The 15,367-nt window shown below is 51.2% G+C and carries 13 protein-coding genes; 9 read left to right on the top strand and 4 right to left on the bottom strand.

All coding sequences use genetic code 11. The features are described 5' to 3' along the window. The first annotated feature begins 2 nt into the window (after nucleotides 1–2). Together H6G00_RS20215 and metK are read left to right on the top strand one after the other, a co-directional pair. Nucleotides 3–758 carry an HAD family hydrolase gene (locus H6G00_RS20215; protein WP_190798114.1) on the top strand — a complete coding sequence of 252 codons (756 nt, stop codon included), beginning with the start codon at nucleotides 3–5 and terminating at the stop codon, nucleotides 756–758. Between the two features lie 109 nt (nucleotides 759–867). Continuing rightward, nucleotides 868–2,130, top strand: coding sequence for a methionine adenosyltransferase (gene metK, locus H6G00_RS20210; protein ID WP_190798113.1), 1,263 nt, complete (start codon nucleotides 868–870; stop codon nucleotides 2,128–2,130). A gap of 76 nt (nucleotides 2,131–2,206) precedes the next feature. Here the strand turns inward: metK and cutA are convergent, their stop codons facing one another. After that, nucleotides 2,207–2,560 (bottom strand): divalent-cation tolerance protein CutA, encoded by a 354-nt coding sequence (gene cutA, locus H6G00_RS20205; RefSeq protein ID WP_190798112.1) that lies wholly within the window; start codon nucleotides 2,558–2,560, stop codon nucleotides 2,207–2,209. Between the two features lie 122 nt (nucleotides 2,561–2,682). On the opposite strand from cutA, the gene metH reads away from it, so the two are divergent. From metH to H6G00_RS20190, 3 genes are all read left to right on the top strand, one after another. Continuing rightward, a complete protein-coding gene (gene metH, locus H6G00_RS20200; RefSeq protein ID WP_190798111.1) occupies nucleotides 2,683–6,297 on the top strand; it encodes a methionine synthase in 3,615 nt (1,204 codons plus the stop codon). A gap of 270 nt (nucleotides 6,298–6,567) precedes the next feature. After that, complete coding sequence (locus H6G00_RS20195; protein WP_190798110.1) at nucleotides 6,568–8,712, top strand: pentapeptide repeat-containing protein; 2,145 nt, start codon at nucleotides 6,568–6,570, stop codon at nucleotides 8,710–8,712. 63 nt (nucleotides 8,713–8,775) lie between these two features. Further along, complete coding sequence (locus H6G00_RS20190) at nucleotides 8,776–8,937, top strand: hypothetical protein (RefSeq protein ID WP_190644454.1); 162 nt, start codon at nucleotides 8,776–8,778, stop codon at nucleotides 8,935–8,937. Between the two features lie 123 nt (nucleotides 8,938–9,060). Here H6G00_RS20190 and H6G00_RS20185 read toward each other — a convergent pair whose 3' ends face one another. Beyond that, nucleotides 9,061–9,687 (bottom strand): hypothetical protein, encoded by a 627-nt coding sequence (locus H6G00_RS20185; RefSeq protein WP_190644455.1) that lies wholly within the window; start codon nucleotides 9,685–9,687, stop codon nucleotides 9,061–9,063. Nucleotides 9,688–9,813: 126 nt separating this feature from the next. Continuing rightward, nucleotides 9,814–10,140 (bottom strand): YbjQ family protein, encoded by a 327-nt coding sequence (locus H6G00_RS20180; protein ID WP_190644456.1) that lies wholly within the window; start codon nucleotides 10,138–10,140, stop codon nucleotides 9,814–9,816. Between the two features lie 235 nt (nucleotides 10,141–10,375). Here H6G00_RS20180 and H6G00_RS20175 point away from each other — a divergent pair, with 235 nt between their 5' ends. Continuing rightward, nucleotides 10,376–11,551, top strand: coding sequence for a tetratricopeptide repeat protein (locus tag H6G00_RS20175; RefSeq protein WP_199318613.1), 1,176 nt, complete (start codon nucleotides 10,376–10,378; stop codon nucleotides 11,549–11,551). A gap of 15 nt (nucleotides 11,552–11,566) precedes the next feature. Further along, a complete protein-coding gene (locus tag H6G00_RS20170) occupies nucleotides 11,567–13,366 on the top strand; it encodes an alpha/beta hydrolase (RefSeq protein WP_190798109.1) in 1,800 nt (599 codons plus the stop codon). 138 nt (nucleotides 13,367–13,504) lie between these two features. On the opposite strand, the gene H6G00_RS36190 is transcribed toward H6G00_RS20170, so the two are convergent. Then, nucleotides 13,505–13,630, bottom strand: coding sequence for a hypothetical protein (locus H6G00_RS36190; RefSeq protein ID WP_277881927.1), 126 nt, complete (start codon nucleotides 13,628–13,630; stop codon nucleotides 13,505–13,507). Between H6G00_RS36190 and H6G00_RS20165 the strand changes: the two genes are divergently transcribed. Together H6G00_RS20165 and H6G00_RS20160 are read left to right on the top strand one after the other, a co-directional pair. Next, nucleotides 13,629–14,273, top strand: coding sequence for a hypothetical protein (locus H6G00_RS20165; protein WP_190798108.1), 645 nt, complete (start codon nucleotides 13,629–13,631; stop codon nucleotides 14,271–14,273). The genes H6G00_RS36190 and H6G00_RS20165 overlap by 2 nt on opposite strands. 265 nt (nucleotides 14,274–14,538) lie before the next feature. Next, complete coding sequence (locus tag H6G00_RS20160; RefSeq protein WP_190798223.1) at nucleotides 14,539–15,354, top strand: creatininase family protein; 816 nt, start codon at nucleotides 14,539–14,541, stop codon at nucleotides 15,352–15,354. The last annotated feature ends 13 nt before the right edge of the window (nucleotides 15,355–15,367 follow it).

Here is a 15,367-nt window from a genome sequence, read left to right as displayed (position 1 = left end):
GCTTGGTCACGATTCGCTGTAAAGACGCTACGTTCACTAATATTCAGGCGGTCATCTTTGACAAAGATGGAACGCTGGCTAACTCCGAGCTTTTCTTGCGGAACTTGGCACATCGGCGATCGCGTCTCATTGACGCTCAGATTCCCGGTGTGCAAGAGCCATTGCTGATGGCCTTTGGGGTGGAAGGCGATCGCATCAATCCTGCTGGAATGATGGCTGTTGGCAGTCGCCGAGACAGTGAAATTGCCGCTGCTGCTTACATTGCTGAAACTGGACGCGATTGGATTGAAGCACTGAACATGGCTCACTCAGCCTTTATTGAAGCCGATCGCTCAATGCCACGAAAAGCTGATCACACGCCATTCTTTGAAGCTGGACGGGAGCTACTTCAAACGTTGACGGCAGCAGGGCTAAAGTTAGGCATTCTCTCGGCAGATACCACCCCTGGGGTTAAAGATTTTAGCGATCGCTATCAGCTAGAGCCCTACTTTCAGCTTCAAATGGGGTCAGACGAAGGATATAGCAAACCAGATCCCGCCCTCTTGCAGGAAGCCTGCCGTCGTTTAGCGGTTAAGCCGGAAGCAACGCTAGTGGTCGGAGATTCCCAGGCTGATATTCAGATGGCTCGTGCAGCAAATGTTGCGGGCTGCATTGGAGTTACCTGGGGTTGGACAAGCCCTTTTGCCTTAGAGGCTGATGTCTTAGCTGGACTGTTTAGCGATATCCAGATTGCGATCGCACAAACTCCAGTTCAGTAATCAAGAAACAGGAAAACGCGCTATGCTATTTGTTCCGAATCCTAAGTATGGTAATCTCCATTCTTATCACTATCTTTTTGTCCATCTAGCCTAAGAGAGGTCATTGCCCTTGTCTCGTCGCTACCTCTTTACTTCTGAATCGGTTACTGAAGGTCATCCCGACAAGATCTGCGATCAAATTTCGGATACTATCCTGGATGCTCTTCTGTCCCAGGATGCTGCTAGCCGGGTTGCCGCTGAGGTTGTCGTCAACACAGGTCTAGTGCTAGTTACGGGTGAGATTTCATCCAAAGCTCAGGTTAACTATGTTGACCTGGTGCGGCAGAAAATTGCTGAAATTGGTTACACTGACGCGATCAATGGCTTCTCTGCCCATAGCTGCGCGGTCATGGTTGCCCTGGATGCCCAGTCTCCCGACATTGCCCAAGGTGTTGACCAGGCTCAGGAAACCCGAGTGCAGAAGAGCGAAGAAGATCTAGACGCAGTAGGCGCAGGCGACCAGGGCTTGATGTTTGGCTTTGCCTGCAATGAGACGCCAGAGTTAATGCCTTTGCCAATCAGTTTGGCACACCGTATTTCGCGCAAACTGGCAGCGGTTCGCAAAACAGGACAACTGACTTACTTGCGCCCCGATGGCAAAACTCAGGTGACAGTTGCCTATGAAGGGGGGCGACCTGTTGGAATCGATACAATTTTGGTCTCAACCCAGCACACTGCAACCATCGACGACATCACAGATGAGGCAGCAGTACAGGCTCGGATTAGAAAAGATCTTTGGGCCCTAGTTGTGCAACCTGTTTTTGCAGATATCGATATCAAGCCAGACGAAAGTACTCGCTTCTTGGTTAACCCAACAGGCAAGTTTGTAATCGGTGGACCTCAGGGCGATTCTGGACTAACCGGGCGAAAAATTATTGTCGATACCTATGGCGGTTATTCCCGTCATGGCGGTGGCGCTTTCTCGGGGAAAGATCCCACGAAGGTCGATCGCAGCGCAGCGTATGCAGCTCGATATGCAGCAAAAAATATCGTGGCAGCAGGGCTAGCAGAAAAATGCGAAGTTCAGCTTAGCTATGCAATTGGTGTGGCTCGTCCGGTCAGCATCATGGTAGAAACCTTTGGTACTGGCACAATCGATGATGAACGCCTGCTTGAGCTAGTCAAAGAACATTTTGAGCTACGCCCTGCGGGAATCATTCAGGAATTTAACCTGAACCGGCTACCGGGCGATCGCGACGGACGATTCTATCAAGACGTTGCAGCCTATGGTCACTTCGGACGCACCGATCTAGACCTTCCCTGGGAGCAAACCGACAAAGCTGTTCTGCTCAAAGAAGCAGCATCTCACCTACTGTCAGGCGCAGCGGTGTAAAGGCTGAAGCCGATATTAAGCAATAAGCTTCTATTGTGCGAGTAAACCGCACAATAGAAGCTTATTGCTTTTAGGACTACTGCCTCTCCATATCTTTTTTCGCGGATTGGGTTTGCTCAGCAATCCAGTTTAGATAAGGCTGTGAACCTGCCAAAATTGGAAGAGCAATAATTTCGGGAACTTCGTAGGAGTGAATTTCGCGAATTTTGGCTTCCAGGTCAGCAAATTGATTCAGGTCAGTTTTTATCATCAGTTGCCATTCTTCTTCCTGGTGAACCTTGCCCTGCCAGGTGTAAACAGACTGAATTGGCATGAGGCTCACACAAGCTGCAAGACGAGCTTGAATTAGGGTTTGGGCGATCGCCTCTACCTCTGCCCTTGAAGCTGCTGTAACCAGCACCACCCCATATCGATCAAGATTCTGAGTCATCCTAAATTTTCAATAATTAAACAGCAAACATTGCGTATTTCCATCCTATGCTCAGCAGAAATGGGGTGAGGTTGATAATCTAGAACTTATCTGGATTTTCTGCCCAAAGGTCATTTCCCCTTATGACGACAAATTCTTTTCTTTCCCGCCTGCACAGTCCCGATCGCCCCGTAATCGTGTTTGACGGGGCAATGGGTACGTCACTTCAGACACAAAACCTGACGGCTGAGGACTTTGGCGGCGCAGAATATGAGGGCTGCAATGAGTATTTGGTAGAAACCAAGCCCGAAGCGGTGGAACAGGTACACCGAGAATTTTTAGAAGCCGGGGCAGACGTGATCGAAACCGATACGTTTGGCGCTGCCTCTATCGTGCTAGCAGAGTATGACCTGGCAGATCAGGCTTACTCGCTCAACAAAAGAGCGGCTGAATTAGCAAAACGGGTCGCAGCGGAGTACTCTACGCCTGAAAAGCCGCGATTTGTCGCAGGATCAATGGGCCCAACCACGAAGCTGCCGACATTGGGACACATCGACTACGACACGATGAAGGCATCCTTCGCAGAGCAGGCAGAAGGGCTATTTGACGGCGGCGTAGATCTATTCATTGTGGAAACTTGCCAGGACGTACTGCAAATTAAGGCAGCGCTGAATGCGATCGAGGAGGTCTTCCAGAAGAAAGGAGAGCGGCGATCGCTGATGGTTTCCGTGACGATGGAACTTCAGGGCACGATGCTGGTCGGCTCCGATGTCAGCGCCATGTTGTCTATTCTGGAACCTTACCCAATTAATATCCTGGGGCTCAACTGCGCCACTGGTCCCGATCGCATGGCAGAACACATTCGCTATTTGTCTGCCAATTCGCCCTTCGTCATCTCCTGCATTCCCAACGCCGGAATTCCCGAAAACGTTGGTGGACACGCTCACTACAAACTCACCCCTCTGGAACTGCGAATGGCTCTGATGCACTTCGTTGAAGACCTGGGTGTGCAAGTGGTTGGTGGCTGCTGTGGCACCCGACCCGATCACATTCGTCAGTTAGCAGAAGTTGCGCCAACGCTGACTCCGAAGCAACGGGAGGTTAGGGAGGCACAGGTTAGGGAACAAGCCGCCATACCCCACACCCTACACCCCACACCCCATTCCCCGAACTACACCCCTGCTGCGGCCTCGATCTATACTGCTCAGCCTTACGACCAGGACAATTCCTTTTTGATCATTGGAGAGCGGCTGAATGCAAGTGGCTCGAAGAAGTGTCGGGATTTGCTGAATGCGGAAGACTGGGATGGGTTAGTGTCTTTGGCAAAGGCGCAGGTGCGAGAAGGGGCGCACGTTTTAGATGTCAACGTTGATTACGTTGGACGGGACGGGGTGCGCGATATGCGAGAACTGGTGTCGCGCCTGGTGACGAATGTGACGCTGCCGCTGATGCTGGACTCGACTGAGTGGCAAAAGATGGAAGCGGGGCTGAAGGTGGCAGGCGGCAAGTGCTTGCTCAACTCGACTAACTACGAGGACGGCGACGAGCGCTTCTTTAAGGTGCTGGAACTAGCGAAACAGTATGGCGCGGGAGTCGTCGTCGGCACAATTGATGAGGAGGGGATGGCGCGAACAGCGGAGAGGAAATTTGCGATCGCCCAACGCGCCTACCGAGATGCTTTAGAGTTTGGCATTCCAGCTTACGAAATCTTCTACGACCCCTTAGCGTTACCCATTTCTACCGGGATTGAAGAGGATCGGGCGAACGGCAAAGCGACAATTGACGCAATCCAGCGAATTCGGGCAGAGTTGCCGGGATGTCATATTGTTTTGGGCATTTCCAATGTCTCCTTTGGCTTGAATCCAGCGGCACGGATGGCGTTGAACTCGATGTTCTTGCATCTGTCGATGGAGGTGGGGCTAGATGCGGCAATTGTCAGCCCTAACAAAATTTTGCCGCTCGCCAAGATTGACCCCAAACATCAGGAAGTGTGCCGTCAACTGATCTTTGACGAGCGTAAGTTTGAAGGAGATATTTGCGTTTACGACCCACTAGCAGAGTTAACCACACTGTTTGAAGGGGCGACGACGAAGCGCGATCGCAGCCAGGACGAAAACCTGCCTGTGGAAGAGCGGCTCACCCGCCACATCATTGACGGCGAACGAATTGGGCTAGAAGAACAGCTCACCAAAGCGCTAGAAAAATACCCGCCCCTAGAAATCATTAACACCTTTTTGCTTGATGGCATGAAAGTCGTTGGTGAACTGTTTGGTTCCGGGCAGATGCAGCTTCCTTTCGTGCTGCAATCCGCAGAAACGATGAAAGCTGCCGTTGCCTACCTGGAACCCTTCATGGAAAAGGAAGATTCCAGCCAGGCAAAGGGCACCTTCATCATTGCCACCGTCAAAGGCGACGTTCACGATATCGGCAAGAATTTAGTCGATATTATCCTGTCGAACAACGGCTACAAGGTGATCAACCTGGGCATCAAGCAGCCCGTTGACAACATCATTGACGCCTACGAAACCCATAAAGCCGACTGCATTGCTATGAGCGGCTTGCTGGTCAAATCAACTGCCTTCATGAAAGAAAACCTGGAGGTGTTCAACGAACGCGGCATCACTGTTCCTGTGATTCTGGGTGGCGCAGCCCTCACCCCCAAATTTGTCTACGAAGATTGCCAAAACACCTACAAAGGCAAAGTGATCTATGGCAAAGATGCCTTCTCAGATCTGCACTTCATGGACAAACTGATGCCCGCCAAAGCCCAGGCAAACTGGGACGACCTCCAGGGCTTCCTCAACGAAGTCAGTACGCCAGAAACCAGCGCACAACCCCAATCCCCTCCAACCTCTAGCCCCCCGTCCTCAGCCCCTAGCCCCTCTCTCCTCGAAGACACCCGACGCTCCGAAGCCATTTCCCTGATCACTCCCCCCACTCCTCCCTTCTGGGGCACCAAAATCTTGCAGCCCGCAGACATTCCCTTTGAGGAACTGTTTGGCTATTTGGATTTGCAGGCGCTGATCGCAGGCCAGTGGCAATTCCGCAAACCCAAAGAGCAGTCTCGTGAGGACTATGACCAGTTCTTAGCAGACAAGGTTTACCCGATTCTGGAAACCTGGAAACAGCAGGTTGTAGAGCAGAATTTGCTGCATCCTCAGGTAGTTTATGGCTATTTCCCTTGTCAGTCTGAAGGAAATTCGCTTCACCTGTACGATCCGGCAATTCCTGTAGACGTATTGCAAAAAGGGGAATCGGAAGCAATTGCCACCTTCAACTTCCCGCGTCAGCGATCGCTCCGTCGTCTTTGCATTGCAGACTTCTATGCACCCAAAGAAACGGGTCTGATTGACGTATTCCCGATGCAAGCTGTCACTGTGGGTGAAGTTGCTACGGAATACGCTCAAAAGCTGTTTGGCTCCAATCAATACACCGACTACCTCTATTTCCACGGGCTAGCGGTGCAGGTGGCAGAAGCAGTGGCAGAGTGGACTCATGCTCGAATTCGTCAGGAGTTAGGCTTTGCGGCTGAGGAGCCGGATAATCTGCGGGATATTCTGGCGCAGCGCTATCGTGGCTCACGCTATAGCTTTGGCTATCCGGCTTGCCCCAACATCCAAGATCAGTACAAGCTACTGGAATTGCTAGGGGGCGATCGCATTCACCTGCACATGGACGAAAGCGAACAGCTTTACCCAGAGCAATCGACAACGGCGATCGTAGCTCATCATCCGGTGGCGAAGTATTTTAGCGCTTAGGTATTGGGGATTAGGGATTGGCAATCCGTCTGTAGAGTAGTGGCAGCGGTAGGGGCGAAGCATTCGGTCACAATTCCTGCCACTGAAGCACTATTCTTTTGCCGAATGCTTCGCCCGTACACCCAATCGTGCTGCTTTACGAAACGGATTCCGTATGAGCAGCATTTCTAGGTGGAGCCTGGAAACGAGGCAAAAGATTTAGGAGAGACCTTCCTCTGCCAAAATTTTTATGCTATCGCTGTATCAAACAACAGCCCCTCCCCTGTCCCTATGAAAGCCAGCGAAGTTCTAAGCCGTTACGCTGCCGGAGAACGAGACTTTCGCAGGGTAAACTTGCGGGGACAGTCGTTTAAGGGACAGGATCTCTCTGGGGCAGACTTCAGCGAAGCAGATATTCGCGGCACGGACTTTGCCGAGGCTCAGCTACAAGGAGCAAACTTCACGCGAGCTGTAGCTGGAGTACAACGGCGCTGGGTCGTTGGGCAACTGCTGCTTGTGCTGATAATTGCAGTTCTAGCAGGTGTACTGCAAGGTTACTTTGGCTATTACGTCGCCTACCACTTTCCCCGCTGGTGGGATGGCTATGACTGGCGCTACTATGCAGCATACTTGCCTACCACGGTCGCTTACTGCATCATCATTCCTATTACATTCACAGCGATCGCTCGTCAGGGCTTTACGTCTAAAGCTGCAAGTACGATTGCGATTGTGGTTGCAGTCGCAGTGGCGGTCGCAATCACAATCGCAATCCTAAGCCCATTCACAATCGAAGTCGCAGGCGCAGTTGTAGGCGCAATCCAAGTCGCAGTAGCGGTCGCAGTAGCAGTAGCAGTAGCAGTTACGGTCGCAGTCACAGGTGCAGGTGCATTCGCAGGCACGGTCGCAGTAGCAGTAGCAGCCACAGGCGCAGTCGTAGGCGCAATCGCAGGTGCAGTCGTAGTCGCATTCGCAGCCGCAGGCGCATTCATAGGTGCAGTCGCAGTCGCAGTCGCTAGTCTGCTCCTGGGCATCTATTGTAGTCGTCGTGCCCTCAAGGGAGATGAGAAATTTGCTTTGATCCGCACGCTTGGTGTTGGTTTTGCGGCTATGGGTGGCACCTCTTTTCGTGGTGCCGATCTCACCTCAGCAAACTTCACCAAAGCCATATTGAAAGGCACGAATTTTACAAACACTCAAAAACGAGAAACGAGCTTGGAATGGGTGTGTTGGCAAGATGCCCAACGGCTCGATCGCGCTAGGGTTGGCAATTCCATGCTGGCAAATCCAGCCGTGCAGGAACTGCTGGTGACTCGTGATGGTTATAAGAAATCCTATGTTGATGCCAATTTCCGCACCGCTAATTTGAATGGTGCCAATTTAGAGCAGGCTGACTTGACCTTAGCAGACTTGACCTGTGCCACCTTGCGACACGCCAACCTAAAAGGGGCTATGTTGGCTGAAGCGTTGGTTCTCCACACCGATTTCACTGGAGCCTACTTGACTGGAGCTTGTCTGGAAGCCTGGAATGTTGATAGCCAGACGATTTTGGAGCAAGTGGATTGTCAGTATGTCTATCTCCTGCATCACCAGCAAGAACGTCGTCCCAGTAGTGGCAATTTTGCCCCTGGAGAGTTTACAAAGCTATTTCAAGAAATCCTGAGCACAGTTGATCTGATTTTTCGCAACGGAGTGGACTGGAAGGCGTTTGTGGCTGCCTTTCAACAGGTGCAGGTAGAAAACGAAGACACGCCCTTAGAAATTCAAAGTATCGAGAATAAAGGAGATGGAGTCGTCGTCGTGCGGGTCAGCGTCCTGCCAGATGCAAATAAGGAAAAAATTCACGATGAGTTTAATCAGCAGTACGAACTAGCTCTCAAAACTTTAGAAGCTAAGTATCGCGCTGAATTGCAAGCTAAAGAAAGTGAAATTACGATTTACCGGGAACAAAGCGTCAATATGTGGGGAGTGATCAACTCTCTGGCAAATAGACCTCTCAGCATCCTTAATGAGAATAAGCTTATGAATAATAGCAGCGACCAAAGCCGCAACATTAGTGTTGGCAGAGATTTCACGCTCACAGGTTCAACGCTCAACCTGGGCGAAATCAGCGGCAGCGTAACGAATACGATTAACCAGTTGCCGGATGATGGAGGTGGCGATCGCCCCACCCTAAAAGACCTACTAACTCAACTGCAAGCGGCGATCGAAACCGACGCTGACCTGCCCAACCCTGACAAAGCCGACCTGCTAGAGCAGGTGCAAAACCTCGCAGCGGCACAGCAAACCGAAGAACCCGCTCAGAAAGAGGGATTGGTGCGAAGGGCAAAGAAGATGTTTGAGGCGACTTTGAAAGGTTTACCGGAGACGGCGGAGATCGTAGAGGCGTGCAGCAAACTCTTACCGATGATTTTGCGGGTATTAGGGGTTCTGGTTTAGGAAGCGTAACTCCTGCTCATTCAATGTGTAGGGTGTGTTAGCGACAGCGTAACGCACCGAGTGGTGAATGATGCGTTACAGCGATCGCCCAACGCATCCTACGAGATCTATTCAGCAGCTATGCGCGATCGCCAAGAAGCTACGCGGAACCGTAAAGGAGCTGTGCGGAACTATCGAGCAGCTATACGAAATCCTAAAGAAGCTAATCACTCCTTTAAAGCGTGAAGGATAGCCCGGCAAAGCCACGCTACCCTTCACACAACGCATCTATAGAAAAAGCACGTCTTACCCAAGTTTGTAAAACGTGCTAATGGAGAGACACCACAACTAAATCTGCGGTCTGTACCTCTAGCGTTCTACATACGTTGCAACGCGAGGAGTCCGAGTACCAGCCGAAGCTCCAATCAGGGAAGCGGCTAAGCTCAACAAAGAACCAATCACAAACGACCAACCTGCTTTAGCAGCGTTGCCTGCAATGTCGCGAGTTTCTTGAGGTGTTGTATTAGCTACACTGGGGTCAGGAACTTCTACACCACCGGCAGGCTGCACCTGATTAATGACTTCTCCAGCGTTAGACGCAACAATGCCAAAGAGTCCCGACACACCGCTGGTAAGCAACCATGCACTGAGAGCCAAGGTGGTTGCCCAAAGGATTGCACCATTCAACAGACCGGTGTTGCGGTTCATGGGTCCGCAACTCCGAGCCATCACCCAGCTACCCAAAAATAGCGAGATTAATAAACTGATGACTGTCCAGATGCCAACAGCAGTGCCCACCTCTCCAGCAGCACTGTTAGGCGCGTTTGAACCTGCAAGCGTCGTTAGACCGATCGCCGCTCCAAGCGCGCTTAAAATCAACTGCGATACCAAAGCAATAACCAGACCAGCAAGGATGGGACCCCATCTAACCCGGTCGTGATAATCTGTGGCTGCAACAACGGGCTCTACTACACCGGGCCGATTTGCATATGTCATACAAGTGAACTCCCTTGCCAATTCGTTTTTCTAGCAGTTATCTGAGCCTCTACTTTAGGATCAGTCCACTGCTCTTTTTCTCTCCCCTGAGGGGAGGTCACGGCTCTTTCGGAAGGGAGAATTCTGTTAGCGCAGCCGGACGGCTGTTCCGGTGGCGGTAATCAGCAACAGGGCTCCAGTTTCGTCAATGTTAATGGTGCCTGTGTCTATTTCGATACCGATGACTGCATTGGCACCTAGTCGCTCAGCACGTAGCCCCAGTTCGGCGATCGCCTCTTGCTGCCCCTTTTCAAACACTCGCTCATAGCTGGCAGTGCGCCCTCCAATGATGTCGCGAATCCCAGCAAAAAAATCTCTCAGCGCGTTGCTGCCGTAAACCACTTCTGCCGTGACGACTCCCAGGTAAGATTCGACCACTGCTCCCTGAATTACGTCAGTTGTTGATAAAATCATTCCCTTGCCCTCTCACAAGATTCTTTCATGACACTACCATTCTGCGATCAGACAACGATCAAGCGGATCAAATCATGCCTGGGAGTCAAGGTCTTGTGTCTGGATATGTTTCTCGGTAGATTTCTGTTCTAGAAATCCGTTTAACCTGTCATCGTAAATGAGTCCTGATCTGGTTTTCAGATCGCTGTAGCTAATCAACAAAGTAAACAACGGTAGGAAATGCGCGGGGTTGGCTGTGAATAAGCAAGCTGTGAATAAACAAGCTGTCGGTGGTGCCATCTGTCAAGCCATAAATTGGCCACGATCGGCTGCATTGATGACATTGACAGCCAGTGTAGTCATGTCAGGGCTGTTGGGGGCGATCGCTCAACCCACTCAAGCTCAGGTACAGGGTCGGCAAATGCAGGGTGTTCTGCTGGCGCAAAATAATAATCGGCAGCTTAATGACCTGCTGCGGCAAGGGCGGCAACAGGTTAATGCAGGAGATTATGCAGGAGCACTGGCGACCTATCAGCAAGCCGCTAGCATCGACCCAGAAAATGCCCGCATCTTTTCAGGAATTGGCTACTTGCAGGCGCGGCAAAATAACTACCAGGAGGCGGCAACGGCTTATCAGCAGGCGATCGCCCTGGACAATGATAATGCCGCTTTTTACTACGCCCTGGGTTACAGCCTGGCAAATCTAGAGGACTACAGCGGAGCTGCCGAAGCATACCGCCGAAGCACTCAGCTAGAACGCAACAACGTTGATGCTTACCTCGGCTTGGGGGTTGTACTAGTTCGGCAAGAAGACTATGAAGGCGCACTGCAAGCCTATCAGCAGGTAGCAGCTTTGAACCCCAACAATGCAGTCGTGTTTGAGTCAATGGGGTCTGTGCTAATTCAGCAAGAACGGTATACAGAAGCAGTGGAGACCCTCCGACGGGCCTTGCAGCTTAACCCACGACGGGGCAGTATTCAGCTAAATTTAGGGGTAGCTCTGGTAAATTCGGGTGACCTTGCGAATGGACTAATCGCTTTTGAACAAGCCGCTAGCCTGGAACCGCGCAATGCTCAAATTCACTTGCAAATTGGTGACATCTTTAGGGCTCAAGGAAATTTAGACCAGGCGCTTGCGTCCTATCAGCGGGGTGCTTCGGCAGAACCAAATTCACCAGAGGCACAAGCCCTGATCGGCAGCGTTCTGTTGGAAAAGGGAGATTATCTGCGGGCGATTGTGGCGTACCGGCGGTTAGTTGAGCTTGCCCCTCAAAATGCAGAAGGATTTTATGAGCTGGGGTTGGCGCTGCAAGGGCGCGATCGCACGGATGAAGCGATCGCCAATTTAGAGCAGGCACTCACGCTCTATCAACAGCAAAACAATGCCGAAGGCGTAGAAAAGGTGGAAGAAGTGCTGGATGAAATTCGCTAAGTTGGATAGAAACCCATGAGCGTTGAGCGCTGCTACACTTCTGAATCCCTACCGTTTCGGTGGAAAAACGCCGAAGCCAGTCAGGTCGATCAGCGCTGGCTCGGCGGCATCATTCGCAACTCAGCCCCCTTCTCAGACTGGTGGACAAAGGCGCGTGTGGTGCAGCTTGCCTATAAGGCTGAGCATGGGGCTGATGCAAGAACCTATGCAGGCAAATCGAGTGAAGCAGCGATCGCTGAAGCGCTCCATCAGGAATTGCTGATCTATTGCCAGCTCCACAATGACTTTCAGAATCTGGGTGAATGTCACGAAAAATATCCTGGTTTCTGCCAAGAAGTAAACGAAGCGTTCGTGATCAAAACCCTGAATAGCTGGAAGCAAAAACAGTTTACTCAGGCAATCAGTCGCAACTTTGAGGTGTATGGCGATCGCCAGAATCCTCACGTTTACCTGGTCGTCAGCACTGCTTCTGTATCTTTAAAGGTTGAACGGCGGCTACCGCCCAACCATCGCTTTCGCCCCCTGTTCAACATAGACGAGCTAGCTCGGACAATTCAGAAACAGAATGTCAACACGCTGACGCTGCGGACTCATGGCTATGCCACCCCCGCTAAAGGCTTTTATGACGGCTTTGCGGAGGAGGCAGATGCTTTACAAGGCACCAACACGATTTCAGCGCAGCATCTCTACGTCGGCTATCACTGGCCCAGCGAACAGCCCTTCTTTAACCTGGGGTTGCTCAAAGACCTGGTTAGCAATGTCGGAATTTTGCTCAAATTTGTCGGCAGTCTTTTTGTCATCAGTTTGTTGCCCAGCCTCCTTTTGGCATTGCTCTATGATCTAGTTTTACCCTTGCAGGTTCGCTGGTATTGGACTTTTCCAGTCATTGTATTTGTTCTGTGGCTACTTGCTTTTGGGCTGTTGCGGGCAGTTGTCTATCAGCGCGATCGCTATCGAGCCGTTCACTATGGCGCGCCTGATTTAGCAGAGTTCTTTTGGCGGCTCGATCGGGTTCTCAAGCAGCTTCAAGCCCCTGCGGCTTCCCTAAAAGAGTCGGTTGACTTACCCAAAAGCATTCGCACCAAAGTTAACCTGGTTGGACACAGCATGGGTGGTTTAGTTGTCGTCAACACCCTGCGCGTCCTTTCTGATCGCTTTGGTAAAGACGATCGCGCCACCGAGCAAGAAAAGCAAATGGGCGAATGCTTGGATTTAGGCAAGCTGATCCTGGCATCTCCAGATATTCCGCTAGAGCTAATCCAGGAAGGCAGAAATAACTACGTCCGCTCGGCAATTCGGCGCTGTGAGCAAATTTACCTGATGTCGAGCGATCGCGATATCGTCTTGCGCTACCTCTCAATCTTGAGCAACTGGTTTACCGAACCCAGCATTGAAATGTCAGGTTTGCGCTTGGGCAATATCTACCTCAGACGAGCCAACAAACCAAAGGATATGCTGTGGATTCGCAACGCGCTGCTCTCCAGACGGGCAGTCGAAGCAACGTCTGCCTATGACTTGTTTGAAAGCTTCAATTATCTCGACTGCTCCAGAATGGTAGGTGTGAATGCGATCGGGCTGGGGTTAAATCCATTCACAGCCCTGCTGATCGATTTGGGAAACATCCTGCCTTATCTGCTGGGCAAGATTGATGTACACGGTGGCTACTTTCGCACTTACGCGCCGACCTTCAAGTTCTTGCAATTCCTCATGCAAAATGACAATCCTTCTGAGGCAGAGATCCGTCAGGAGCTGGAGCGATGTGACCCCCATGACCAAATTCTGCTTTTGCCCCAGCGCTCAATGGGTGATGACTAACGGTTGATGGCTGATAGGCAATGGAACTTCAACCCAGAACTAGTGGCTCCAACTAAATTAATTTTTTTTGCGATCGCCTGTCTAAATTGTCGGAAAATCCTGGTGAGGTAAGAATAGAGCAGAGTATGGTGTTAGTATTTATCCTGCATCTACTCGGTTGACTTTATGCATCAGGTCAGGTTTAGTCGAGGGCTGGGTCAAGGGGTGAATAGAGTATCTGGTTTCGTTGCCGTAGTTTAACCGCAGCAAAATTATCAAAACCATGAGCGATACTACGGCGTTTTTAGCTGGCTGTGCGGTCACAGGATTCGCAGCAGTGCTGTTGCTGCGAGCAGGTTTGCCGTTTTCGTCCCCCGCCGAGATGCAGCCTTCTCCGGCTGTGACAGAGCAGCAGTCGCCATTACCCGTTCCCCCTTCAGCTAGCGGGCTAGGAGATTCTGATAATTCGCAGTTGCAGCGAGAATTAGACCGACAGCGCGCGATCGCGGATGCCCTAGAAGACAAGCTAGACGATCAGGAAACGACTATCACAAGACTAGAGTCGCGCCTGCAAAACCAGGAAGACGAGATTGAGCAAGTCCTGGCTCAGCTTCAAGAACAACAGCAATCTGTTGCAGATATTACGACTCGACGAGCAGACGAGGCTTCTCTAGATCAAAACTCCTCTCAGTCGGGTGTCCTCTGGATGGTGGGCGGTTTAGTGTTGGTGCTGATCGTAGGCGGCAGCGTCGTCTTTATTTGCGTCATCATTGTGTTGCTCTTACCCCAACGCCAGCCACCTCGAAACACCACTCACATCATTCATCAGCCCAACATTCCCCCCTCCTATCCCTACGTTGAGCAGCAGTTCTTACCACCTGCCCAACCTAGAACCCGACGCACCGATTACATCGACTACAACGGATAATTGGGTTACTGATTCTGAAGCATTAAGGGTGAAACCTGAAGGTTTCGCCCTTAATCCTGATTGCATTGATTGCAGTAGATGACTTACAGCAATTTCCACTTGGATAAACCACGAATCCCTGTAGGGGCAGTTCCTGAACTGCCCCTACGCTATGGCTTACCTATCGGAGAATGGCTGTAAGTGATGTTTCGCTACAGTCTGAAGTCACCTCGACTTTGTAGAATACATCACATCAGCAATGCTCGATCGTGACTACGGGGACTGTATGCATAGCTTTATTCCACCTAACAGGTTCTTTCCATATCTCACCTGGACTGAGGTTCAAGCGATGCCCGACAAGGCAAATGTGGTGTTGCTTCAACCCGTGGGGGCGATCGAGCAACACGGCCCGCATCTGCCGTTGATCGTGGATGCCGCAATTGGGGTAGCGGTCTTGGGAAAGGCCTTAGAAAAACTGAATTCTGAGATTCCTGCCTATGCGTTGCCGCCGTTGTATTACGGCAAATCCAACGAGCACTGGCACTTTCCGGGAACGATTACCCTGAGCGCTCAAACCTTAATCGCGACTCTGACTGAGGTTGCTGAAAGCGTGTATCGTGCAGGTTTTCGCAAACTGGTGCTGCTTAACTCCCACGGTGGACAGCCTCAAGTCATAGAAATTGTGGCGCGAGATTTGCACCAGCAACACGAAGATTTTATGGTATTCCCCCTATTTACCTGGCGAGTGCCTCACTGTGCAAGTGAGTTTCTTTCGCCCAAGGAAAAAGAACTGGGCATTCATGCAGGTGATGCCGAAACGAGCCTGATGCTCTCGGTTTTGCCCGACCAGGTACAAATGCAGAAAGCGGTAGCAGAGTATCCTCATGGGTTGCCCGAAGAGAGTTTACTCAGCATGGAAGGAAAATTGCCTTTTGCCTGGACGACTCGTGATCTAAGCCAGAGTGGCGTGTTGGGCGATCCAACAGTGGCAACTAAAGAAAAGGGCGATCGCCTGCTTGACTCCGTGTCCGACGGTTGGGTTCAGGTCATCCAGGATATTTACAAATTTCAGCAGCCATCTGCCTGGAAAGGAAAATACTAATCGGGACATCTAC

The sequence above is a fragment of the Leptolyngbya sp. FACHB-541 genome, assembly GCF_014695875.1.
Classification (GTDB): Bacteria; Cyanobacteriota; Cyanobacteriia; order Elainellales; family Elainellaceae; genus JAAUTN01.
The sequence above is the reverse complement of the archived record's forward strand: the minus strand, read 5'-3'. Positions and strand labels throughout refer to the sequence as shown.

Bases quoted from the DNA above. Each gene is read 5' to 3' on its own strand.
- cutA (WP_190798112.1), bottom strand. From the start codon at position 2,560: ATGACTCAGAATCTTGATCGATATGGGGTGGTGCTGGTTACAGCAGCT.
- H6G00_RS20195 (WP_190798110.1), top strand. From the start codon at position 6,568: ATGAAAGCCAGCGAAGTTCTAAGCCGTTACGCTGCCGGAGAACGAGAC.
- metH (WP_190798111.1), top strand. From the start codon at position 2,683: ATGACGACAAATTCTTTTCTTTCCCGCCTGCACAGTCCCGATCGCCCC.
- H6G00_RS20180 (WP_190644456.1), bottom strand. From the start codon at position 10,140: ATGATTTTATCAACAACTGACGTAATTCAGGGAGCAGTGGTCGAATCT.
- H6G00_RS36190 (WP_277881927.1), bottom strand. From the start codon at position 13,630: ATGGTTTTGATAATTTTGCTGCGGTTAAACTACGGCAACGAAACCAGA.
- H6G00_RS20170 (WP_190798109.1), top strand. From the start codon at position 11,567: ATGAGCGTTGAGCGCTGCTACACTTCTGAATCCCTACCGTTTCGGTGG.
- H6G00_RS20165 (WP_190798108.1), top strand. From the start codon at position 13,629: ATGAGCGATACTACGGCGTTTTTAGCTGGCTGTGCGGTCACAGGATTC.
- H6G00_RS20160 (WP_190798223.1), top strand. From the start codon at position 14,539: ATGCATAGCTTTATTCCACCTAACAGGTTCTTTCCATATCTCACCTGG.
- H6G00_RS20185 (WP_190644455.1), bottom strand. From the start codon at position 9,687: ATGACATATGCAAATCGGCCCGGTGTAGTAGAGCCCGTTGTTGCAGCC.